Annotated in this window: 19 protein-coding genes; 6 read left to right on the forward strand and 13 right to left on the reverse strand. The window is 69.6% G+C overall.

Annotated features, from left to right (window positions below):
* Positions 1–120: 120 nt before the first annotated feature.
* A complete protein-coding gene (locus Pmi06nite_RS29905; RefSeq protein ID WP_203956489.1) occupies positions 121–993 on the reverse strand; it encodes a DUF8083 family protein in 873 nt (290 codons plus the stop codon).
* 137 nt (positions 994–1,130) lie between these two features.
* Between Pmi06nite_RS29905 and Pmi06nite_RS29910 the strand changes: the two genes are divergently transcribed.
* Positions 1,131–2,234 carry a Glu/Leu/Phe/Val family dehydrogenase gene (locus Pmi06nite_RS29910; protein ID WP_203956490.1) on the forward strand — a complete coding sequence of 368 codons (1,104 nt, stop codon included), beginning with the start codon at positions 1,131–1,133 and terminating at the stop codon, positions 2,232–2,234.
* A gap of 151 nt (positions 2,235–2,385) precedes the next feature.
* A complete protein-coding gene (locus Pmi06nite_RS29915; RefSeq protein ID WP_203956491.1) occupies positions 2,386–2,622 on the forward strand; it encodes a DUF3073 domain-containing protein in 237 nt (78 codons plus the stop codon).
* A gap of 150 nt (positions 2,623–2,772) precedes the next feature.
* Here the strand turns inward: Pmi06nite_RS29915 and purM are convergent, their stop codons facing one another.
* Positions 2,773–3,798: a phosphoribosylformylglycinamidine cyclo-ligase gene (gene purM / locus Pmi06nite_RS29920; RefSeq protein ID WP_203956492.1), complete on the reverse strand. Its 1,026-nt coding sequence runs from the start codon at positions 3,796–3,798 to the stop codon at positions 2,773–2,775.
* On the reverse strand, positions 3,795–5,270 hold the full coding sequence (gene purF, locus Pmi06nite_RS29925; RefSeq protein WP_203956493.1) for an amidophosphoribosyltransferase: 1,476 nt from the start codon (positions 5,268–5,270) through the stop codon (positions 3,795–3,797). Before purF ends, purM begins: the two co-directional genes overlap by 4 nt.
* Positions 5,271–5,436: 166 nt before the next feature.
* Between purF and Pmi06nite_RS29930 the strand changes: the two genes are divergently transcribed.
* Entirely contained in the window at positions 5,437–6,108 is a 672-nt protein-coding gene (locus Pmi06nite_RS29930) for a hypothetical protein (RefSeq protein ID WP_203956494.1), read from the forward strand.
* A gap of 11 nt (positions 6,109–6,119) precedes the next feature.
* On the opposite strand, the gene Pmi06nite_RS29935 is transcribed toward Pmi06nite_RS29930, so the two are convergent.
* Both Pmi06nite_RS29935 and Pmi06nite_RS29940 read right to left on the reverse strand, forming a co-directional pair.
* Positions 6,120–6,557 carry a sterol carrier family protein gene (locus Pmi06nite_RS29935; RefSeq protein ID WP_203956495.1) on the reverse strand — a complete coding sequence of 146 codons (438 nt, stop codon included), beginning with the start codon at positions 6,555–6,557 and terminating at the stop codon, positions 6,120–6,122.
* Positions 6,558–6,578: 21 nt separating this feature from the next.
* Positions 6,579–8,009, reverse strand: a complete 1,431-nt coding sequence (locus tag Pmi06nite_RS29940; RefSeq protein ID WP_239114286.1) for an MFS transporter — start codon at positions 8,007–8,009, stop codon at positions 6,579–6,581.
* Between the two features lie 124 nt (positions 8,010–8,133).
* Between Pmi06nite_RS29940 and Pmi06nite_RS29945 the strand changes: the two genes are divergently transcribed.
* Positions 8,134–8,826: a TetR family transcriptional regulator gene (locus Pmi06nite_RS29945; protein ID WP_203956496.1), complete on the forward strand. Its 693-nt coding sequence runs from the start codon at positions 8,134–8,136 to the stop codon at positions 8,824–8,826.
* On the opposite strand, the gene Pmi06nite_RS29950 is transcribed toward Pmi06nite_RS29945, so the two are convergent.
* Positions 8,733–10,184, reverse strand: a complete 1,452-nt coding sequence (locus Pmi06nite_RS29950; protein ID WP_203956497.1) for an MFS transporter — start codon at positions 10,182–10,184, stop codon at positions 8,733–8,735. The genes Pmi06nite_RS29945 and Pmi06nite_RS29950 overlap by 94 nt on opposite strands.
* Positions 10,185–10,262: 78 nt before the next feature.
* Here Pmi06nite_RS29950 and Pmi06nite_RS29955 point away from each other — a divergent pair, with 78 nt between their 5' ends.
* The gene (locus tag Pmi06nite_RS29955) at positions 10,263–10,943 is read left to right on the forward strand and encodes a pentapeptide repeat-containing protein (protein ID WP_203956498.1); all 681 of its coding nucleotides are present in this window, start codon (positions 10,263–10,265) and stop codon (positions 10,941–10,943) included.
* 7 nt (positions 10,944–10,950) lie between these two features.
* Here the strand turns inward: Pmi06nite_RS29955 and Pmi06nite_RS29960 are convergent, their stop codons facing one another.
* From Pmi06nite_RS29960 to Pmi06nite_RS29970, 3 genes are all read right to left on the reverse strand, one after another.
* On the reverse strand, positions 10,951–11,616 hold the full coding sequence (locus Pmi06nite_RS29960) for a Crp/Fnr family transcriptional regulator (protein ID WP_308442539.1): 666 nt from the start codon (positions 11,614–11,616) through the stop codon (positions 10,951–10,953).
* Entirely contained in the window at positions 11,613–13,736 is a 2,124-nt protein-coding gene (locus Pmi06nite_RS29965; RefSeq protein WP_203956500.1) for an adenylate/guanylate cyclase domain-containing protein, read from the reverse strand. The genes Pmi06nite_RS29960 and Pmi06nite_RS29965 overlap by 4 nt, the downstream gene beginning before the upstream one ends.
* Before the next feature lie 65 nt (positions 13,737–13,801).
* Positions 13,802–14,956 carry a PucR family transcriptional regulator gene (locus tag Pmi06nite_RS29970; protein WP_203956501.1) on the reverse strand — a complete coding sequence of 385 codons (1,155 nt, stop codon included), beginning with the start codon at positions 14,954–14,956 and terminating at the stop codon, positions 13,802–13,804.
* A 93-nt stretch (positions 14,957–15,049) separates the two neighbouring features.
* Here Pmi06nite_RS29970 and Pmi06nite_RS29975 point away from each other — a divergent pair, with 93 nt between their 5' ends.
* A complete protein-coding gene (locus tag Pmi06nite_RS29975) occupies positions 15,050–17,167 on the forward strand; it encodes a M6 family metalloprotease domain-containing protein (protein WP_239114287.1) in 2,118 nt (705 codons plus the stop codon).
* Positions 17,168–17,237: 70 nt separating this feature from the next.
* On the opposite strand, the gene purL is transcribed toward Pmi06nite_RS29975, so the two are convergent.
* The 4 genes from purL to purS all read right to left on the reverse strand — a co-directional run bounded on the left by purL (position 17,238) and on the right by purS (position 21,183).
* Positions 17,238–19,493, reverse strand: a complete 2,256-nt coding sequence (purL, locus tag Pmi06nite_RS29980) for a phosphoribosylformylglycinamidine synthase subunit PurL (RefSeq protein ID WP_203956503.1) — start codon at positions 19,491–19,493, stop codon at positions 17,238–17,240.
* Positions 19,490–20,173, reverse strand: a complete 684-nt coding sequence (gene purQ, locus Pmi06nite_RS29985) for a phosphoribosylformylglycinamidine synthase subunit PurQ (RefSeq protein WP_203956504.1) — start codon at positions 20,171–20,173, stop codon at positions 19,490–19,492. Before purQ ends, purL begins: the two co-directional genes overlap by 4 nt.
* Positions 20,174–20,315: 142 nt before the next feature.
* Positions 20,316–20,765: an ATP-binding protein gene (locus Pmi06nite_RS29990; RefSeq protein WP_239095177.1), complete on the reverse strand. Its 450-nt coding sequence runs from the start codon at positions 20,763–20,765 to the stop codon at positions 20,316–20,318.
* Between the two features lie 172 nt (positions 20,766–20,937).
* Complete coding sequence (purS, locus tag Pmi06nite_RS29995) at positions 20,938–21,183, reverse strand: phosphoribosylformylglycinamidine synthase subunit PurS (RefSeq protein ID WP_203956505.1); 246 nt, start codon at positions 21,181–21,183, stop codon at positions 20,938–20,940.
* Positions 21,184–21,326 lie beyond the last annotated feature (143 nt).

The following is a 21,326-nucleotide window of genomic DNA, read 5'->3' on the forward strand; positions in this document are numbered from 1 at the left end:
CGGTGATTCTAGCGACACGTTTCGTGGTATCGCAGTGAAAACGGCAAACTACTCAGTTCGTAGATGTGAGATCGAAGGTTCCGTGACCTGATTTGGCAGGTCACAGACCTGTCTTTACCGTCAGTTTGCGAATTGCAGAGCTTGGACTGATCTCCAGCGGACTATCACTCGCTGGTACATCGCGAAGGCAAGTTCTTCCTGACCGTTGTCCAAACCGCCGAGGGCGGTCGCCACCTCGGCGACGGACTGGTCGTTCTGCAGAGTCTCGTCGTCCATGAGATGGACGAGGCCGCCGTAGTCGAGTTCCACGAGCGAGTGCGGGTGGAATTCCTCGAGCCACCGGCCGACCTCCTCCACCTCGCCGAGCGTGGTGACCTGGCCGACGTGCCGCCGAATCACGACCAGCGCCCTAGCGACCCTGCGCCTGGCCTGGGCCATCGACGTGACGTAGAGCATGTTCCGGGGTGGAGCGGTCGTCGTCTGCGCGGCCGGCTCGGTGGTCTCGCCCTGCTCGGCGCCGAGGACCAGCCAGCGCTCGGCCGAGTCGAACGGCACGAACCACGAGGTCGGGACGTGCCAGGTGTTCGTCCGGATGTGGGTCCTCAGCGAGTGCTCGTATCGCTTGAACCGGTCGAAGGCGTCCGCCGTACGTTCGGCGACGGTCTGGGGGACGAACCGGTCCGCGAGCTTGATCGACATGCTGCCGCGGAACGTGGTGAACGCCAGCCAGGACCGCAGCCTGCTCTGCCACGGGCAGACGTAGAGCGTGTCGCCCAGGCGGCGGAGGTAGGCGTTGACGCTTTCCTGCTCGGGAGCCGGCATCGGCGGCACGTACATGAGCCTCCGTACGGACTCCCCGTGCTCGACTTCCAGCGCATGGGCCCGGCGCGGCCGGTCCCGGGACTCGGCGTAACCGGTCCACGCCTCCTGGTCTCGTGGAGCGAAGGCCGTCAACGGTTCGTACACACGGAGGTAGGCGGCGTAGGGGAGCACACGAGAATCGTGCCATGTCGGCGCGAAGATGTGGCGCACTGTCCCGATTTTCCATGATCACTTTGCAATGGCGTCGGTAAGCTGAGCGGGAATCGCCGCAACGAGGCGGCGTACATAGGCGATCAGGAGTCACCACCGTGACTGACGTCTTCGGGCTTTCTCACAAGGACCCCAGCCCGGTCGTCCAATCAGGCAAGCATGAGCAGGTCGTGTTCTGCTCCGATGAGCGCAGCGGCCTGCACGCGATCATCGCGATCTACAGCACCGCCCTCGGGCCGGGACTGGGGGGTACCCGGTTCTATCCCTATGGCAACGAGCAGGCCGCTCTGGCCGATGTGCTCAATCTCTCACGCGCCATGGCGTACAAGAACTCGCTCGCGGGGCTCGACCACGGCGGCGCCAAGGCCGTGATCATCGGAGATCCGGCGACGGACAAGAGCGAGGCCCTGCTCCGGGCCTACGGCCGGTTCATCGAGTCGCTCGGCGGCCGCTACTACACCGCCTGTGACGTGGGCACCTACAGCGAGGACATGGACGTCGTCGCCCGGGAGAGCTCCTACGTCACCGGGCGCACCGAAGCCCACGGCGGCGCGGGCGACTCCTCGATCCTCACCGCCTTCGGCGTCTTCCAGGGCATGCTCGCCGCCGCCGAGCACGTGTACGGCGCGCCGTCGCTGAAGGGCAGGCGCGTCGGGGTCGAGGGTGTGGGCAAGGTGGGCCACCGGCTGGTCGACCACCTGATCGAAGAAGGCGCCGAGGTCGTGATCTGTGATGTGAACGACATCGCCGTCGATCACGTACGGCGCCGCCACCCCTCGATCGACGTCGTGGCGGACGCCGTCGCGCTCTCCTCGGCCGACATCGACGTCTACGCCCCCTGTGCGCTGGGCGGCGCCCTGGATGACGCCACCGTGGCCCGGCTCAACGCCAAAATCGTGTGCGGCGGCGCGAACAACCAGCTCGCCCACCCCGGTGTGGACAAGCAGCTCGCCGAGCGCGGGATCGCCTACGCCCCCGACTACGTGGTGAACTCCGGTGGGGTCATCCAGGTCGCCGACGAGATCGAAGGCTTCAACATGGCCAGGGCGCGCGCCAGGGCGGCAAAGATCTTCGACACCACATCGAAGATCTTTAAGCTGGCTGACGAGGAAGGCGTTCCCCCGAGCGCCGCAGCGGATAGGCTGGCGGAGCGCAGAATGTCCGAAATAGGACGTCTGAGGGGCATTTGGCTCCGGCGCTGACCGGCGACGTCCGTACGACGTACCGAGCAGCGCGCAAAACAGGTACGGTAATAGGCGAACGAGAGACTGGCGCCTGAAGTCAGGTGGCGTCGGTGCGCGGTGCGTTAGCGACGAGGGGTCGGGCACGACCCCGCATGAGGGGGTCGAGCCAATGGGGCGCGGCCGAGCCAAGGCCAAGCAGGTCAAGGTCGCCCGCCAGCTGAAGTACAACAGCGGCGGCACGGATCTTGAGCGCCTGCGCGCGGAGCTCGGAGTCGTGGATGAGGACGATTCCGGCCACAGCGACGAGCATGACCCTTACGACGAGCTGGCTGATCGCTATGCCGATTATGCGGACGTCGACGATGACGAGGATGACGGTGACAGCGGTCGCTCCGGCCGCCGTTGATTCCGCTCTGAATGCCAGGTGAGACACCCGGCGGGAGAATCTTCCCGCCGGGTGCCTTCGTCCTGTGTGGAGCCGGATGCGTGTCCCCGGCACACGTGGCGGGGACACGGCTTTGTCGTGCCGGTCATGTCAGCTCGTGATCAATCGCGATCAGACGAATCGGGCCTCGCCGGAACCTTCGACGATCTCGCCGAGGACCCAGGTCGGCACTCCACGCCCGGAGAGCAGCGCTGTCGCCCTGTCGGCCTCCTCGGCCGGGACGATCGCGCACATCCCCACGCCGAGGTTGAACGTCTTGTCCATTTCGGCCTGCGGCACCGCGCCGTGGCCGGCCAGGACTCCGAAGATCGCCGGAGGGGTCCAGGACCCGCGGTCGAGCAGTGCGTCGGCCGTCGAGGGGAGTGATCGGGCCAGGTTGGCCGCCAGGCCTCCGCCGGTGATGTGGGCGAAGGCGTGCACCTCCGTCTCGCGGATGAGGGCCAGGCAGTCGAGAGCGTAGACGCGGGTGGGCTCGAGCAGTTCCTCGCCCAGCGTTCGCGACAGCTCGGGGATCTCTTGGTCGAGACCCAGCCCGGCGCTCGCGATGACGTGCCTGACCAGGGAATATCCGTTCGAGTGGATCCCGCTCGACGCCAGTGCGAGCACGACGTCGCCCGGCTTCACGCGGTCGGGCCCCAGCAGTTCGGACGCCTCGACGACCCCGGTCCCCGCGCCGGCCAGATCGTATTCGTCCGCCCCCATCGCGCCCGGATGCTCGGCGGTCTCCCCGCCGATGAGGGCGCACCCCGCGAGGCGGCAGCCCTCGGCCACGCCACCGACGATGTCGGCGATGCGCTCGGGGACGACCTTGCCGCAGGCGATGTAGTCGGTCATGAACAGGGGCTCGGCCCCGCAGACGACGAGGTCGTCGACGACCATGCCCACGAGGTCGATGCCGATGGTGTCGTGCTTGCCGAGCCGCTGGGCCAGCATGACCTTGGTCCCCACGCCGTCCGTCGAGGTGGCGAGGAGCGGCCGGCGGTAGCGGAGGAACGCCGAGGCGTCGAAGAGTCCCGCGAAACCGCTGACGTCATGGACGACCTCGGGACGGTGCGAGCGAGCCACCCGCGACTTCATCAGCTCGACGGCCCGGTCGCCCGCGTCGATGTCGACGCCGGCGGCGGCGTAGCTCGTCATCGCTGGGCCTCCAGAACGTACTTTCCAACCCGGTCCGGGTCGATCGGGATCGGGTACTGGCCGTTGAAGCAGGCGCGGCAGAGCCGGTCGGCGGGGATCGTGGTCGCGCGGGTGAGCCCGTCGAGTGAGATGTAGCCGAGGGAGTCGGCCCCGAGCGACGTGCGGATCTCCTCCACCGACAGCGAGCCGGCGATCAGCTCGGCCCTGGTGGCGAAGTCGATCCCGTAGAAGCACGGCCAGGCCACAGGCGGTGAGGAGATCCGTACGTGGACCTCGGCGGCGCCGGCCTCGCGGAGCATCTTGACGATCGCCCGCTGGGTGTTGCCGCGGACGATGGAGTCGTCGACGACGACCAGCCGCTTGCCCTCGATGACCTCGCGGAGCGGGTTCAGCTTGAGGCGGATGCCGAGCTGCCGGATGGTCTGCGACGGCTGGATGAACGTCCGGCCGACGTAGGAGTTCTTCACCAGGCCCTGGCCGTAGGGGATGCCGCTCTGCTCGGCATAGCCGATGGCGGCGGGCGTGCCCGACTCGGGCGTCGGGATCACGAGGTCGGCGTCGACGGGGTGTTCCCGCGCCAGGGCGCGGCCCACCTCTACCCGCGTCGCCTGCACGCCGCGCCCGGCGATCGTGGTGTCGGGCCGCGCGAGGTAGACGTACTCGAACAGGCAGCCCTTGGGCTCGGGGGCCGCGAACCGGTGCGACCGCACGCCGCGCTCATCGATCGTCAGCAGCTCGCCGGGCTCGATCTCGCGGACGAATGAGGCGCCCACGATGTCCAGCGCCGCCGTCTCCGAGGCGACCACCCAGCCGGTCTTCTCCTGAGCCGCCGGACCGGAGGGGCCCGACACGCCTGCCAGCCGGCCGAGCACCAGAGGACGGATCCCCTGGGGATCGCGGGCGGCGAACAAGGTCGTCTCGTTCATCCACACCAGCGAGTAGGCGCCCTTGACCTCGGGGAACAGCTCCGCGGCGACGTCCTCCACCGGGCGGGAGCCGTCCTGCGCCAGCAGGGCGGTCAGCACCTCGGTGTCGGTCGTGGCCTTGATCGTGCCCGCGGGAAGCCGAGCGGAGAGCTCGGCGGTGTTGATCAGGTTGCCGTTGTGGGCGAGCGCGAGGCCGTTGCCCTCGGAAGAGCTCAGCGTGGGCTGCGCGTTCTCCCAGACGCTCGATCCGGTCGTGGAGTAGCGGCAGTGGCCGATGGCCAGGTGGCCGCGCAGGGTCCCGAGGATCGACTCGTCGAAGACCTGGGCCACCAGGCCCATGTCCTTGTACACGAGAATGCGGCTGCCCTCGCTCACTGCGATGCCCGCGGACTCCTGCCCCCGGTGCTGCAGCGCGTACAAGCCGTAGTAGGTGAGTTTGGAGACGTCCTCCCCGGGAGCCCACACACCGAATACGCCACAGGCGTCTTGAGGTGCACGATCCCTGGGGTCGAGGTCATGGCCGAGACGGCCGTCGCCCTTCAACACGTACTTGAGTCTAGGTCGGCCCCGATGCTGCTCGGACACGCGGGTGGCGAAGTCACGGGTGAACGATCGATGGCGCTTTGCCGTGTCACGCCTGTTCAACGCCCCGATTCCCGGAAACCTAGGGCTTTCGGCATGCCCAGATATTGAGGTGGGGGACACAGCGACCGTGGCGGCACTCGATGACCACGACCAGACCCCGAGCTCCCCGGAGAGTCCCAGAAACGATCCACGCGAGGTCCGGCTCTCCGAAGGGGGAGGACCACGCGGCGAGACGCCCCCAGGGGGCTCAGGGACGCCTGGAGGTCCGTCCTGGGAGGCGCCCGGAGGCGGAGGCCCCTGGCAGCCCCCACCGCCCGGCGGCCACGGCCCCGGGCAGCCGCCGCCTGGCCAGCCGCCGGGTGGCGGAGGATGGCCGCCCAGTGGCGGCGGCTGGCCTCCTCCGGGTGGCGGCGGCGCCTGGCAGTCCCCGCCGCCAGGGGGCCCGTGGCAGCATCAGGAACCAGGCGGCGGGCTCGGCACCGCGGCGCTCGTCCTCGGCATCGTCAGCCTCGTGTTGCTGCTCGTCTGCGGCATCGGAACGCTCATCGCGATCGCCGGGATCATCGTCGGCATCATCGCGATCACCAGGCGGTCCAACAAGCGCAGGGCGATCGTCGGGCTCTGCCTGAGCGCGCTCACCCTGCTGCTGGGCCTGATCGCCGGGGTCGTGATCTACAACTGGTACCAGAGCAAGAACCTCGGCGAGTGCTTCGACCCCTCCCTCTACCCGAGTCAGGAGGCGGCCCAGCGGTGCGTCGAGGACAAGCTGGGCGGCACCCAGCCGGAGAACGCCATCTGATCGCCGAAGGATCACATCAGCGGGAGATGCTCCGAGAGATCGGCGCGTGATCCGCTGGCCGAGACCTTCCCCGCCGCGACGGCGTCGGGCCACGAGAGCCCGCCGGTCGCGAGCTCCAGCCAGGTGACCGGATCGGTCTCGATGACGTTCGGAGGGGTTCCACGGGTGTGCCGGGGCCCTTCCACGCACTGCACCGCCGCGTAGGGCGGCACCCGGACCTCCACCGTCCGTCCGGGTGCCCGGGCCGCGAGTCGTTCCAGCAGATTCCGTACGGCGAAGCGGGCGGCCTCCTTGAGCGGGGTCAGTCCCGCCTCGTAGGCCCCGAGGACCACCCGCACGCACGTGTCGGCGACGGCGTCGTCGGGACCTTCGAACGGCGGCTGCCCGAGATCGACGAGCTGGGCGTCGAGCGCCTCTCTGGCCTGTGCGGGGTCCAGTCTGCGTGGCATCCGCCCATTGTCGTGCAAGGGTCAGGCGACCACTTCGGGGACCGCGGGCTCGGCTTCGGCCCCGTCCGCCGCGGTCCCCGCCGTACGGCTGTGCCGCAGCGCGTACAGGCTGACCGGGACGCCCACGAGGACGATGGCGGCCGCGATCACCAGGGTGAACTGGTAGGCGTCGAGGAACCGGTGGAGGGGGGCTCCCGTGGCGACGTTCTCCCGCGCGCTGAGGATGGCGCCGAGGATCGTGATCCCGAGCAGGCCGAACACCTCCCGTGAGACGTTGAGCACACCGGAGGCGACGCCCGCCCTGGCGGCGGGCATCGTGTTGAGCACCACGTTGGTCAGCGGGACGAGCAGCCCGGCGCCGGCTCCGTAGAGGAGGAACCAGGGGAGCAGGTTGAGGTATCCGTCGCCCTCTCCCACGCTCGACAGGCCGCCGATCGCGACGGCCATCAGCCCGAGCCCCGCGGCGACCGTGCGGGCGGTGCCGAAGCGGTCCGCGATCCGGGGCGAGACGGTCGCGATGACTGCCATCAGCAGGGCCATCGGCACGAAGCCCGCGCCGGCCTGGATGGGGGTGAAGCCCAGCGCGCTCTGGAGGTAGAGCGCGGTGAAGAAGTAGATGCCGAAGACGCCGAACGACCACAACCCCATGGAGAGCAGGCCCCCGCTGAAGATTCGCTCCCGGAAGAGAGTGAGGTCGATCATCGGCCGGGCCGTACGGGACTCGATGGTCAGGAAGACGACGGCCGCGACCGCGGCCACCGCGAAGGACCCCAGGATGGGCGCCGACGACCAGCCGCGCGACTCCCCCTCGATCAGCGCGTAGGTCAGGGCGAAAAGGGTCAGCGCGGACGTGACCAGGCCCGGCAGGTCGAGGCCGGAGCGTGCCGCGGAGCCGCGCCGCACCCGGATGGACCGCAGTCCGATGACCGCGGTGACGACGCCGATGGGCGCGTTGATGAGGAAGATCCACCCCCAGTGGGCGTTCTCGCTCAGGAAACCGCCGGTGAGCGGCCCGACGGCGAGCGCCAGCGCGCCCACGGCACTCCAGATGCCGACGGCCATGCCGCGCTCGCGCGGGTTGGGGAAGATCGCCGGCAGGAGGGCCAGCGAGGTCGGGGCGAGCAGCGCGGCCCCCACACCCTGTACGGCTCTCGCCGCGATCAGCGTCTCCTGGCCGCCGGCGAGACCGGCCGCGACGGAGGCGAGCGTGAAGACCGTGAGCCCGGCGAAGAACATCGTCCGAAGGCCCAGCACGTCGGCCAGTCGTCCGCCCACGAGCAGCAGCCCCGCGAACACCAGGATGTAGGCGCTCACGATCCATTCCAGCCCCGACATGGTCAGCCCGAGGTCGCGCTGGATGGTCGGCAGCGCCACGTTGACCACGTTGTTGTCCAGATAAGTCATGAATGTCGCGAGCGCCACCGCGACCAGCGCCCACCATCGTCCGGTCATTGAGATCCCCTCTTACCGCGAAACACTTATACGCAGTACCTGTACGACGTACATGTACGATGAATAGGAGACCTTGTACGGCGTATAGTTGTCAAGCGCCGCGAGGGAGAAGGACTGACGGCCTATGGCACCGGAGAAACTGACCCGACTGACCGTGATCGAGCAGGCGCTCGAGCTCGCCGACGACGAGGGGCTCGAGACCGTCACGATCAGACGTCTCGCGCAGGAGTTGGGCGTCACGCCGATGGCGCTCTACTGGCATTTCAAGAACAAGGAGCTACTGCTCCACGCGGTGGCCGATCACGTGCTCGCCGAGGTGACGCCGGATTTCGATCCCGCGTCCCCGTGGAACGTCCGGCTCCGGGCGATGATCGAGGCGCTCGTCCGCGTCCTGCGGAGGCATCCCTCGATGGTCGGGGTGTTCCCGATGATCCACAAGGAGCAGGTGAGCAGCTTCACCCTCGCCACGGAGACCGCCCTCACGCTTCTCAGCCAGGCGGGATTCACGCTGGAGGAGGGCTTCCTGATCTCGTCCCACCTGCTCCACGGAGTCCTCGCGCTGGTGGGCGATGAGCCGGGCTGCCCGCGGACCCTGAACGCGGGCGAGGCCGTGGAATGGCGCCGGCAGAAGCGGCTCGCTCTCGAGTCGCTGCCTCAGGACCGGTTCCCCAGCATGGTGGCGTTCGGAAAGACCTTCGAGGCCGAGCCGGACGTCGAGCACTACTACGCCTTCGGGCTCGACCTCCTGCTCTCCGGCATCGAGGCGATGGCCGCGCAGAGGACGCCGAGCACGGCCACCCCGAGCAGCACCACGTAGGTCCGCCGGAACCCCGTCATGAGCTGCTGGAGGGCGACGGGGGACACCTTGGAGAGCGTCCCGGCGTACACCTGGCGGCGCAACTCCGGCGCGACCGAGGCGGTGAGCACACTGAGCGTCGTGGCCACGCTGAGCACGACGCCCACGTTCATGAACATGAGCCGGAACCCGTTCACGACTCCGAGGCTGCCGGGAGGCAGCGCGCTCATCACCTGGGTGGTGTTGCCCGTGAGGAAGGTCCCACTGCCGCACCCGGCGACGAAGAGCCCGATCCCGATCACCCAGTACGGCGTGGCCGTACCAGCGGACAGGGCCAGGATGAGGAGGCCGGCGGCGGAGGCGGCGGCCCCGCCGATCGCGAGGACGGCGGGGCTCGTCCTGCGGCCGAGCGCGCCGGCGATGGGGGAGGCCAGGGTCATCCCGATCGGGACGGGCAGCACGCCGAGCCCGGCGGTCAGGGCGTCCACGCCGCGGGCCGCCTGGAAATACAGACCGGCCAGCAGGATCAGGGACGCCCGCGCCAGGGCGTTGCAGAGCGAGGCGAGGTTGGCGAAGGCGAGCATCCGGCCGCCGAGGAGCGTCAGGTCGAGCACGGGATGGCTCGCCCGCCGCTCCACCAGCACGAGCACGGGAACGAGCGCCGCCGCGAGGAGGCCTGGCAGCGGATCGCCCTGGCTGATCGCGATCAGCGCCGCGGACAGGGCGGCGAACACGATCAGGTTCCCGAGCACGTCCACCGGCTCCCGGCGGCTGCGGGGAACCTTCCTGAGCATCAGGGCGCCCCAGACTAGTGCGGCCAGCCCTGGCGGCACGTTGACCCAGAAGATCCAGCGCCAGCCCAGCGTGTCGGCGATCAGGCCGCCCAGTGTCGGTCCCATGAGCTGGGCCACCGACAACGTCCCGATGTAGACGCCCATCCCCTGGCTCAGCCGATCGGGCGGGAAGGCGTCGGTGATGATGACGGTGCCGTTGGCGAGGATCATCGCCGCGCCCAGGCCCTGGACGGCACGCATGGCGATGAGCACTCCCACGTCGGGGGCGAGCCCGGCGAGCAGGGAGGCCGCCGTGTACAGGGCGAACCCGATGAGGTAGACCTCCCGCCTGCCCAGCAGGTCGGCCACCCTGCCGAACAGGACCAGCGTGGTCGTGCTCGCCAGCAGATTCGCCAGCAGGATCCAGCTCGACGCGACCGGCCCCGCGTCGAAGTTCCGCACGACCTCGGGAAGCGCGACGTTGAGCGTGCTGGCGCTCATGCCGATGAGCACGAGGCCGAGCCCGGTGACCGAGGTGACCCGCCAGGCGTAGCGCAGGGCGCGGGCGTGTTCGGGGGAGCCCGGCTGCGGGGGGACGACGGCCATGCCGTCGATTCTGCCCTGCTGATCACCGGCCGCCGGTCGCTTGACAGGCGTGGACGTGAGCTGCCACCCTCCGGCCGCATGTCCACCCCAACCTCGATGCGGAAGCAGAAGGAGCCGGCGGCCCCGAAGGTGCCCGTCTCCCTCACCGTCGCCGGGCTCCCCGAGCACGATCTCGAGAACGACGGGGCCTACCGCGCGATGCACTTCAAGAGCCTCGACCTGTCGTCGCGGCGTGCGCGTACGGCCGAGTTCGAGGGTTGCCGCTTCGTCGACACGGCACTCGCGGGCACCGAGATGCACCGGGCCGAGCTCACCGACGTCGAGCTGGACCGTTGTGACCTGTCGAACATGAGGGTCCGCAGCTCGTCCGCCCACCGGACGGTGGTGTCGGCCAGCCGGCTGACGGGAGCGGCCTGGTCGGAATGCGCCTTCCACGACGTGGTCTTCGACACCTGCAGGGCCGACCTGGCGGGATTCAGGTTCTCGTCCTTCCGCACCGTCGTCTTCCGCGACTGCACGCTCCTGGAGGCCAACTTCCAGGACGCGGACCTGCGCGGGGCCCGGTTCGAACGGTGCGACCTGACCGGCGCGCAGTTCTCCAACGCCAAGATGGCCGGCGCGAGGTTCGCGGAGTGCACGCTGGCGGGCATCGCCGGCGTCACCAGCCTCAAGGGAGCGATCATCAGGAGTTCGGACGCGTGGGGACTCGTCCACAGCCTGGCCGGAGCCATGGGCATCACGATCGAGGACGCCTCATGACCGGTCGCTAACGGGCGTGCCTCCGGAGCTCTTCGAGGTCGTGGACGACCACCCGGAGGCGGCCCGTCTCGATCAGGCCGCGATCCCTGAGCGTGCGCAGCGCCTTGCTGACCGCCTCGCGGGACGCACCGGTCCAGCCGGCCAGCTCGTCCTGCGAGAGCGGCAGGGCCACCCGGACCCCGCCGTCGACCGGCTCGCCGTACCGCTCGGCGAGCTCGACGAGCCGGGTCGCGACGCGTCCCGTGGTGTCGTAGGCCCCGTACTCGACCCGCTTGCGGTCGGCGTCCCGCAACCGCGCCACGATGAGCCGCATGAGCAGCACCGCCACACGGCCGTGCCGATGCAGGAAATCGGGGAAGTCGCCGACCACGATCCCCTCGACGGGCTCCAGCGCCGTGACCGTGCCCGACCGTGGATGGCCGTCGAGCGCCGACATGTCGCCCAGGAGCGCTCCCGGGCCGCGGATGGCCAGCACGACCTCGGTTCCGCCCTCGGTGTGGGAGGACACCTTGACCCGGCCGGAGGTGAGGACGAGGACCCAGTCGGCCGTCTCACCCTCGTTCATCACGGTCGTCCCGCGTTCCCAGCCGCGGGTGCGCCCGGCCGCCCGCAGGTCGTCGATCTCCTCGGCGGTCAGCAGGTCGAGGAACTCTCCCGGCTCCGGACTGATCACTCGTTCCTCCATTCGAGCGCGACCAGGCGGTAGGCCCGCACGGTCTGCGCCTTGCCCTTCAGCGACAGGTCGCCGAGTGGCACGACATGAGCCGGCCCGATCAGGTCACGGGTGGGCTGCCCGATCACCACGGTCCCCGGCTCGGCCAGCGCCTGGAGCCTGGCCGCCACGTTGACCGCGTCGCCCATCGCGTTGAACCCGCGGAACTCCGGGCTGCCGATGTTGCCGACGAGGGCCGTGCCCGTGTTCACGCCGACGCGGAACGTCGGCCACTCCACCGCCGGGACGCGCCCCGCCGCCTGTTCGGCCACCACCTGCCGTGACACCTCGGCGGCCGCGTCCTGCATCTCCAGCGCGGCCCGTACGGCCTTCGCCGCGTGGTCGTCCTGACGCGCCGGGGCGTTGAACAGGGCGAGCAACGCGTCGCCGACGAACTGCACGATCGTGCCGCCGTTGCCGAGCACGCACGGCACGGCCGCCGAGTGGTAGCGGTTGAGCATCTCGACGATCTCGCCGGGGGAGACCCGCTCGGAGAAGGCGGTGAACCCGCGCAGGTCGGCGAACAACGCCGTCACCTCGACGAGGCTGCCGCCGAGCGCGGCCTGGCCGGGATCGGCCAAAAGGGACTCCGCCACGTCGGGCGACATGTACTGCCGGAACAGGGTGTGCAGTTCGCGGTAGAGCCGGGCGTTCTCCAGGGAGATGGACACCTGACCGGCCAGGGCGGCAGCCAGCGCCTCGTCCTGGGCCGTCGCTCCCGCCGGGACGGACAGGGCTCCGGCGAGCCTGCCCTTGACGGTCACCGGATGGACGGCCCGCCCCTCCGCTCTGACCACCCGGCCCTCCGCGAGGGTCCGGGCGGTGTGTGGCGATTCCGGCGGGCCGGCGCCGTACGGGGTGAGGCGGCCGTCCCGCATGAGACTCAGGCGGACGTCTCCGTAGGCCTGCCGTACCCGCTCGAGGGTGCCGGCGAGCAGATCGGGCTCCGGAAGCCCGACACGGGTCTGGCGGCCCACGTCGACCAGCGCGCCGAGCCGTTCCGACAGGTCGCGCTCCGCGGCCAGCGCGGCTCCGGCCCGGTCCAGCACCGCCGCCTGGCCCTCGGTCAGCCGGAAGCGTCCCGCCAGCCGGGTGACGACGGGGACGCCCGACTCGGTCCTGCGGCGCAGGTGCCCGACGAGTTCCTCCAGCGCCTCCTCGTACTGCGCCTGCACACGGCGTGCGGTCGCCGACAGCGCCACCGCGTCGAACAGGCCGCCGGCCGCACCCTCGCGGCGGAACTGGAGGTAGGCGCTGTAGGCGACGAAGAGGAAGGCGAACGTCAGCAGCAGATGCCACTCCCACCACGACAGGTGCCACAGGCGGTGGGACATCCCGGCGACCATCGCCTCCGCCAGCAGGGCGTACGCCGTGATGAGGCTGATCAGGACCGCCGCGGGCCGCCGGCGGTGCAACCGGAACATCATGACCGCCGACGCCGTGTAGAGCCCGACGCCGATGAGGGCGTACGGCCCCAGCCCCGCGCCATGAGGCGGCAGCGGCCCGCTCAGCGGCGTGAGACCGGGCACCAGGCACGCGACCCCGAAGGCCGTCAGCGCGGCCATGAGGCCCGTCCACAGCACGGCCTGGTAGCGGAGGACGGCTCTCGCGGCGCCGGCTCCCAGCGGCAGGGCGGACACGAAGGCGAAGGCGGAGGCGATCGTCAGGCCGACGGGCTGGGCCAGTTCGAAGCCGAGCGTGAGGCCGATGAAGATCCCCGGCGTGGTCAGCCCGTGGAGGAGGAAGAAGCCCGCGCTGCTGAGGAAGACCAGGGACACCAGCAGCAACCGCGCGTCGCCGCGTCGTGCCGACGCGCGGGCGATGAGGCCGCCCAGAACCACGTTGACGCCGGCCACGACGAGGATGAGCGCGAAATGGCTGGGATTGTCATGCCATTCGATGTCGAGGGCGGGCTGGGCCAGAAGCAGCCACAGGCCAAGGAGCGGAAGGACCAGGTGGATGGCCCACACGACGGCCCTGATCGGCTGCGTCGCCGCGGGAAGGTAGGGCTCGCGCGTCGCCGCCGTGCGCCGTGCCGTCCCGCGTGCCGTCGTGTCGGTGGGCGTGTCGTCGGGCCGCAACGGTGTCCTCCACGGTCGCTCACCTGCTGCCTGATTATCCCGATGTGCCGACCTTATGGGAACGCCTACGCCCGCGGGCGGTAGCGACCGGACAGCCGGGCCAGCTTCAGGCTGAGGTGCAGGCTCAGCCGCTCCCCGCCGTCCGCCAGGTCGGTCTCCGCGAGGGTCTCGACCCGCTGCAGCCGGTAGTAGAGGGAGGTGCGGTGCAGCTGCAGCCGGCGCGAGGTCTCCAGCGCGCTGCCCGCCAGATCCAGATAGATCTCCAGAGTCTCGAGCAGGGGCAGGTGCTGGTCGTCGCCGAGCAGTCGTTCGAGGCCGGGATGCAGGTCGTCTTGGGGGACGCGGGTGAGCATCCGGTAGACGCCGAGCCTGGCCCACTCCACCGACCGCCCGAGCTCGGGCACCTTGGCCGCGACCTCTGCCGCGTGCAGGGCCTCCGCGTACGACTCGGCCGCCCCGGCGAGCGACGGACGAGGTCGGCCGATGCCGATCAGGACCGGCGTGTCCATCGCGGAGTGGATCTCTTCGGAGAACGTCGCCGTGCCCGCGGTGAGCAGGACGGCGTGGTCGTAGCGCACGAGGTGCAGGGGCTGGTGACCGGCCAGCCGCCGACGGAGGGCGAGCAGCCCGCGCTCCAGCCGCAGACGCAGCGCCTCGTCGGCCTCCGCCGCCACCGGCTTGGCGACCGTCACCGTGACGGGCACGCCCTGCGGGAACGCTCCGGCCTCGATCAGCGCGCGGGCGGCGCCCGCCTCTCCGAGCAGGACTCCGGTGATGGCCTCGAGCTCCCGGTGCGAGGTCAGACCGGACGCCAGGCTCTCGTGGAAGAGGGCGAGCGCCAGGGCTGGGGCGGCCGCCGCCGCCACGTCGACCTCGGCCTCGGTCATGGCGGGGGCTACGTCGATGAACCAGAGGAACCCGAGCATTCGGCCGTCGTGCCGCACGGGGACGCACACCCGGGGCAAGAGCCCCAGGTCGGCGGCTCCCGGGGTGCGCAGCGGACGGACGGCGTCGTTGATTCCGGCCGCGCGGAGGAAGGCGCGGACCTCGGACGTGGTGTGGCGGCGCAGGATGGAGTCCCGGCGGATGTCGTCGAGTTGCCCGTCCTGCTCGGAATAGGCGACCACGCGCTGGCGGCTGTCCTCCAGCAGCAGAGGCCGCCTGAGGCGCGCCGCCAGATTCTCCACGATGCGCTGAAGATCCGCCACCCGGTCTCCCATCTGGACGTTTCTACGGTTGTCGGAGAACCGTCATTCGATCTTCTCTACAGCTGAACGATGATTTCGGTCAAGGCCGTATATAGCGTCCGAATCGTGAAACCCCTCTCTAAGCTCGTCAAAATCCTCCTGGCGGCCGCCGTGGTCGCCCCGGCCGCCCTGGCGGCCGCCCCCGCATCCGCGGCCCCCGCCGACGATCCCGTCTACCCCTGGCGGCTGAACCAGTGGCCGCAGACGCAGCCCTGGCAGCGTGACGAACCGGACGCGGCGCAGAACCTGCGCGCGCTCACCACCCCCTCCACTCCTGCGGTCAAGCCCATCGACCCGCAGAACTGGAAGAACCCCGACCACATGACGTGGGCGGACTACAAGAAGGTCCCGGGAACCAACTGGGCCGACCCGAGCGTCAAGGGATCGACGCACACCTTCAAGGGCGCGCTGGTGCTGGTCGACTACACCAACGAGCCGTTCGTGGTGACCCAGCCCCAGGGCGCGACGGTCTTCGGCAACCCCAGCGCCGAGGCCCACGACATCCCCCGCGACCAGGTCGCCAAGTTCTACCAGGACTTCCTCAACACCCCCGGCAAGCTCAACAAGGGGCACACCCTCCACGAGTACTGGATGGAGGACTCCGGGGGCCGCTACGGCGTCGACCTCACGGGCTTCGGTCCCTACACCATGCCGGGCAAGTCCTACGAGTACGGCATGGAGTACCAGCGCACCGCCTGCCCGGCCGGCGACACCTGTAACAGGAACCTGCGCACGGACGGCAACGCCGCCTGGGTCAACAGCGTCGGTCAGGACGTGGCGAGCCAGTACGACTTCGTCTTCTACGTGACCGCCGGCCAGGACGAGTCGTCGACCTGGCAGGAGTTCGGCATGATGAAGTTCCCGAACAAGGAGGACGTCACCGACGAGTTCGGCCCGCCGGACCCCAACCTCCCCAACTGGGCCAGCACCCGGTACGTCGACTGGACCTCCTGGGCCGCGGGGTCCACGTTCTGGCCCAACGCCCGCTTCGGCGTCGACTCGGTCCAGGCCGAGAGCTCCGGCATGGGGACCTACGCCCACGAGTTCAGCCACATCATGGGCGTCGGCGACAACTACAACAACCCGTACTCCATCCCCGCGCGCCGGGACTACACCGGCATGTGGGAGATGCTCAGCCGCGGCAGCTTCAACGGGCCGGGCGGCCCGCACAGCCGCTGGCTGATCCCGCCGACCTCGGGTGCGTCCATGGGCGCCCAGCACATGCTCCGCAACAAGATCAAGCTGGGCATGGTGGACGAGCAGAACGTCCTGCGCCTGTCGCGTGACGCGCTCGCCCAGTCCGGCCTCGTCGTCGCGAACGTGACCGCCAGGGAGGTCGAGCCGGGCAAGAACGAGTTGACGGGCGTCAACGTCGTGCTCGACGCGGGCGACAAGTCGACCGGCTCGTGCGTCGCGCAGACCGACCCGATGTGTGACGGCGGCAACTACAACAACTACACGGTCGAGGTCGTCGACCGGATGGGCTCCGACTCCTTCACCTCCGACTCGGGCGTGCTCCTGTCCAAGACCAAGGACACCGACAGCGCCCCCTTCGAGTGGGTGATCGACGCCAACCCGCAGGACATCGGGATGACCGACTACGTCCTGCCTGACGGCACCGCGGTCCCCATCACGATCGGCGACTACCGTCAGTTGTCCGACGCCCTGTTCCACGCGGGCACCGACTCGGGCAGCGAGTACGAGTACGTCGACGAGGTCAACCGGCTGCACTTCTACATCACCGATGTGAAGCGTGACAAGAAGGGCATCCTTTCCTACACCGTCGCGATCCGCTCCCTCGACGGCGCCGGCCCGCAGAAGCGGGGCGTCAAGCTGCTGCCCAGCGTGGGCGTGCCCACCTCCCAGAAGGGCGTGTCGTCCTGCAGCTTCCCGCTGTTCAACACCGGCAAGAAGGCGGCCGTCCAGGGACAGCACCCCGAGGACGTGAGCGCCTACCTCGGCAGTGACGTCTACCGGCTGAAGGCGGAGGTTCAGGGCAAGGGCTGGACCGCCACCACCCCCAACGCGCTCGCCACCGTCGAGTTCGGCAAGCACGAGTCCGTCAAGGTCGACGCCCTGCGGGCGGCGGGTGCCAGCCACCTGGCCACCGTCAAGCTGACCGCGACGTCCGAGAGCGACCCGACCAAGAAGGCGACCGCGACCTGCCTCGCGGTGGGTCTGTAGTCACCTGAGCGAAGGGCCCTTCCGGATATTTCCGGAAGGGCCCTTTGTCGTGGCGCAGAGGTGAAGCAGATCAGCCGAAGATCGCCGGGAGGGCTCCCGTGTGGACGTCGCGCAGATCGCCGACGGGGATCTCGAAGACGTCCTCTACGGCCAGCGACGTGCCGCCCGTGGTGCCCAGGCCGTAGCAGGGCACGTCGAAGCGGCCGCAGAGCTCGGCGAGCGCGTCGAACGCCTCGGGCCGCACGCACACCAGCGCCCGGGAGGCCGACTCGCTGAACAGGCCCACGAAGGCGTCCTCGGTCGGCAGGCTCACCGACGCGCCCACCCCCTGGGCGATGCACGACTCGGCCAGGGCGATCGCCAGGCCGCCGTCGGACAGGTCGTGGGAGCCCTCGATCAGGCCCTCGGCCGCCGCGGCCGACAGCACGGCCGCGAGCCCGCGCTCGGCGATCAGGTCCGCCTGCGGGGGGAGGCCCCCGAGGTGACCGTGGACGACGTGCGCCCACTCCGACCCGCCGAACTCCTCGTGGGTCTCACCCAGCAGCGCGACCCGCAGCCCGGGAGCCGTGAAGCCGGACCTGACCCGCTTGGCGACGTCGTCGATCACACCGAGCACGCCGACGACCGGCGTTGGGTGGATCGCATCTGAGCCGGTCTGGTTGTAGAACGAGACGTTTCCGCCGGTCACGGGAACACCGAGGATCTGGCAGGCGTCCGCGAGACCACGCGTGGCCTCCGCGAACTGCCACATGACCTCGGGGTCCTCCGGCGAGCCGAAGTTGAGGCAGTTGGTCACCGCCAGCGGCGTGGCGCCGGTCACGGCCACGTTCCGGTAGGCCTCGGCGAGCGCGAGCTGGGCGCCCGCGTACGGGTCGAGCTTGGCGTAGCGGCCGTTGCCGTCCGTCGACAGCGCGATGCCTCGAGTCGTCTCCTCGGCCCCCGGCATGACCTCGGAGATCCGCACCATCCCGGCGTCTGCGGGCTGGGCCAGGACGGTGTTGCCCCGGACGTACCGGTCGTACTGGGAGGTCACCCACTCCTTGGAGGCCAGGTTGGGGGAGCCCAGCAGGGTGAGGAGGGTCTCACGGAGATCCGAAGGGCGCGGCAGCCGCTCGGGGCCGTCGCCGTTGAGGGCCGCCTGACCGGCGGGCTCGTGGAAGGGCCGCTCGTACACCGGGCCGTCGTCGGCCGCCGTGCCCGGCGGGATGTCGACGATCGTCTCGCCGTCCCAGGTCATGACGAGCCTGCCGGTGTCGGTCACCTCGCCGATCACGGTCGCGGGGACGTCCCACTTCTCACAGATCGCCATGAAGGCCGCGATGTCGCCGGGCGTGACGACGGCCATCATCCGCTCCTGCGACTCGCTCATGAGGATCTCCTCGGGCCGCAGCGTCGGGTCGCGCAGCGGGACGAGGTTGAGGTCGACGCTCATGCCGCCGGTGCCCTTGGCCGCGAGTTCGGTCGTGGCGCACGACACGCCGGCCGCACCGAGGTCCTGGATGCCGACCACCACGTCGGCCTGGTACAGCTCCAGGCAGCACTCGATCAGCAGCTTCTCCATGAACGGGTCGCCGACCTGGACGGCGGGCCGCTTGGCCTGCGATTCGTCCTCGAACGTCGCCGACGCGAGCACCGAGGCCCCGCCGATGCCGTCGGCGCCGGTCCGCGCCCCGAAGAGGACGACCTTGTTGCCCGGCCCGGGAGCGGTGGCCAGCTTGATCTGGTCCTTGCGCAGCAGGCCGACGCACAGTGCGTTGACCAGCGGGTTGCCGATGTAGCAGGGGTCGAACGCGACCTCGCCGCCGATGTTGGGCAGGCCCAGGCAGTTGCCGTAGTGGCTGATGCCCTCGACGACGCCGGGCAGCACGCGCCGGGTGTCCGGCTGGGTGGCGCCGCCGAACCGCAGCGCGTCCATGACCGCGATCGGCCGGGCGCCCATCGACATGATGTCGCGGACGATGCCGCCGACACCCGTGGCCGCGCCCTGGTGCGGCTCGACGTACGACGGGTGGTTGTGCGACTCGATCTTGAAGGTGGCGGCCCAGCCGTCGCCGATGTCGACCACGCCGGCGTTCTCGCCCATGCCGACGAGCAGCGCCTCGGACTTCGGCGCCTTGGTGCCGAACTGCCGCAGGTGGACCTTGGAGGACTTGTAGGAGCAGTGCTCGCTCCACATGACCGAGTAGATCGCCAGCTCCGAGCTGGTCGGACGCCTGCCCAGGATCTCGCGGACCCGCTGGTACTCGTCGTCCTTCATCCCCAACTCGGCGAACGGCTGCCGCTCGTCGGGGGTCTCGAGGGCGAGCTTGACGCTGTCGACGGTCATGCGTTCACCAGCTTCTTGAGGATGGAGGTGAAGAAACCCCGCCCGTCGACGCTCGGCGCGCCGGTGAGCTCTTCCACCGCGTGCTCGGGGTGGGGCATGAGGCCCACGACGTTGCCCGCCTCGCTGGTGATCCCGGCGATGTCGTTGAGTGAGCCGTTCGGGTTGCCGCCCAGGTAGCGGAAGACCACCCGTCCCTCGCTCTCCAGGGCCTCCAGCGTCCGCGCGTCGGCGACGTACCGGCCCTCGCCGTGCTTGACCGGCAGGACGATCTCCTGGCCCGTCTCGTACTCGGCCGTCCAGGCCGTGTCCGCGTTCACGACCTGGACCCGCTGGTCGCGGCAGACGTAGTGCAGGCCCTGGTTGCGGGTCAGCGCGCCGGGAAGCAGGTGCGCCTCGCAGAGGATCTGGAAGCCGTTGCACGTGCCGAGCACGGGCAGGCCGTCGCGGGCCGCGGGGACGAGTTCCTCCATGAGCGGGGCGAACCGTGAGATGGCCCCGCAACGAAGGTAGTCGCCGTAGGAGAACCCGCCGGGAAGGAACACCGCGTCGACGCCCTTGAGATCACGCTCCGCGTGCCACAGGGGCACCGCCTCGGCGCCCGCCAGCCGTACGGCTCTCGCGGCATCCTGGTCGTCGAGTGTTCCGGGGAAGGTGACGACGCCCACCCGGGCAGCGCTCATGACAGTGGTCCCTCCAAGCCGTAACTGGGCACAGGCACGCTCGAGCCGCCATCTACTTGGAGGATGGCGGTCGGTGGCGGTACACCTCAGGTTATCGAAGGACCCAAATCGGCCGCTCGGTGGAGCGCTCGGAACCGGCCGATCAGACGCCGGCGAGCTGCCCGGCGAGCGTGAGGTGGTGGGCGATGGCGTCCTCGTCCCAGTCGAGCTCCTTGCGGAGCCGGACGGTGGTGCCCTGGCCGGGCGTGATGTCGAAGGAGATCTCGTCCACGACGGCCCGCATGATCAGAATGCCCCGCCCGTTCTCGACGTCGCTCGGGGGATACTGCTTGGGAATCGTTTCCAGCCCCAGTCCGCAGTCGACGATGCGCAGCTCGCAGCGGCCGTGGCCGATGGTGGCCATCACCTCGTAACGGTTCACCGGACCCCCGTGCCGCACCGCGTTGGTGCAGGCCTCGGAGGTCGCGAGCAGGATGTCGGACACGCAGCCCTCGGTCACGCCCAGTGAACGGAGAGCGTCTCCGAGCACACGACGGACCATGGGGATGCCGATGGCATCCCGCGGCATGGCAAGCGAAAACTCAATATCCACCGGACCCCTCCCCGGTGTCGAAGGTCACCAAGGTAGGTTTCCCCGGTGAATCAGGCCTAACCGCGTAATCACGTGCGTGTTATTCATGGTTCGACCAAGAGGGGCTTTACGCTCGCACGATGTGCTCTATAGCGGATTTTGTCCTAATTTTCGTAGTGTGAAATATCCCACTTCAGCTCTCGACGTGGATCGTGAAGTCTTCGATCACCGTGTTGGCGAGGAGAGTTTCGGCCATCTTCCGGACCTCCGAAAGAGCCGCTTCGTCCGCCGGGCCGTCGAGTTCGACCTCGAACCGCTTGCCCTGCCGTACGTCGGAGACTCCGGAGAAACCCAGACGGGGCAGCGCCCTGGCGATCGCCTGCCCCTGCGGGTCGAGGATCTCCGGCTTGAGCATGACGTCGACGATGACGCGCGCCACGTTGTTCCTCCTGCTGGGTGGTGGGATCGCTTCGCGACAAGCCTAGCGACAGGCCCGACGCCCCCGACCGGGTGTCCGGCAGCGGAACGCGTAGTGGGAGTGTTGGGCTCCGGCACTGCGGGAATCGGGGAGGGTGTGGACGG

Source organism: Planotetraspora mira, assembly GCF_016863275.1.
Taxonomy (GTDB): domain Bacteria; phylum Actinomycetota; class Actinomycetes; order Streptosporangiales; family Streptosporangiaceae; genus Planotetraspora; species Planotetraspora mira.

Bases quoted from the DNA above. Each gene is read 5' to 3' on its own strand.
- Pmi06nite_RS29915 (WP_203956491.1), top strand. From the start codon at position 2,386: ATGGGGCGCGGCCGAGCCAAGGCCAAGCAGGTCAAGGTCGCCCGCCAG.
- purQ (WP_203956504.1), bottom strand. From the start codon at position 20,173: ATGAGCGCTGCCCGGGTGGGCGTCGTCACCTTCCCCGGAACACTCGAC.
- purM (WP_203956492.1), bottom strand. From the start codon at position 3,798: ATGACGAGCTACGCCGCCGCCGGCGTCGACATCGACGCGGGCGACCGG.
- purL (WP_203956503.1), bottom strand. From the start codon at position 19,493: ATGACCGTCGACAGCGTCAAGCTCGCCCTCGAGACCCCCGACGAGCGG.
- Pmi06nite_RS29940 (WP_239114286.1), bottom strand. From the start codon at position 8,009: ATGACCGGACGATGGTGGGCGCTGGTCGCGGTGGCGCTCGCGACATTC.
- Pmi06nite_RS29935 (WP_203956495.1), bottom strand. From the start codon at position 6,557: ATGCCACGCAGACTGGACCCCGCACAGGCCAGAGAGGCGCTCGACGCC.
- Pmi06nite_RS29945 (WP_203956496.1), top strand. From the start codon at position 8,134: ATGGCACCGGAGAAACTGACCCGACTGACCGTGATCGAGCAGGCGCTC.
- Pmi06nite_RS29950 (WP_203956497.1), bottom strand. From the start codon at position 10,184: ATGGCCGTCGTCCCCCCGCAGCCGGGCTCCCCCGAACACGCCCGCGCC.
- Pmi06nite_RS29955 (WP_203956498.1), top strand. From the start codon at position 10,263: ATGTCCACCCCAACCTCGATGCGGAAGCAGAAGGAGCCGGCGGCCCCG.
- Pmi06nite_RS29970 (WP_203956501.1), bottom strand. From the start codon at position 14,956: ATGGGAGACCGGGTGGCGGATCTTCAGCGCATCGTGGAGAATCTGGCG.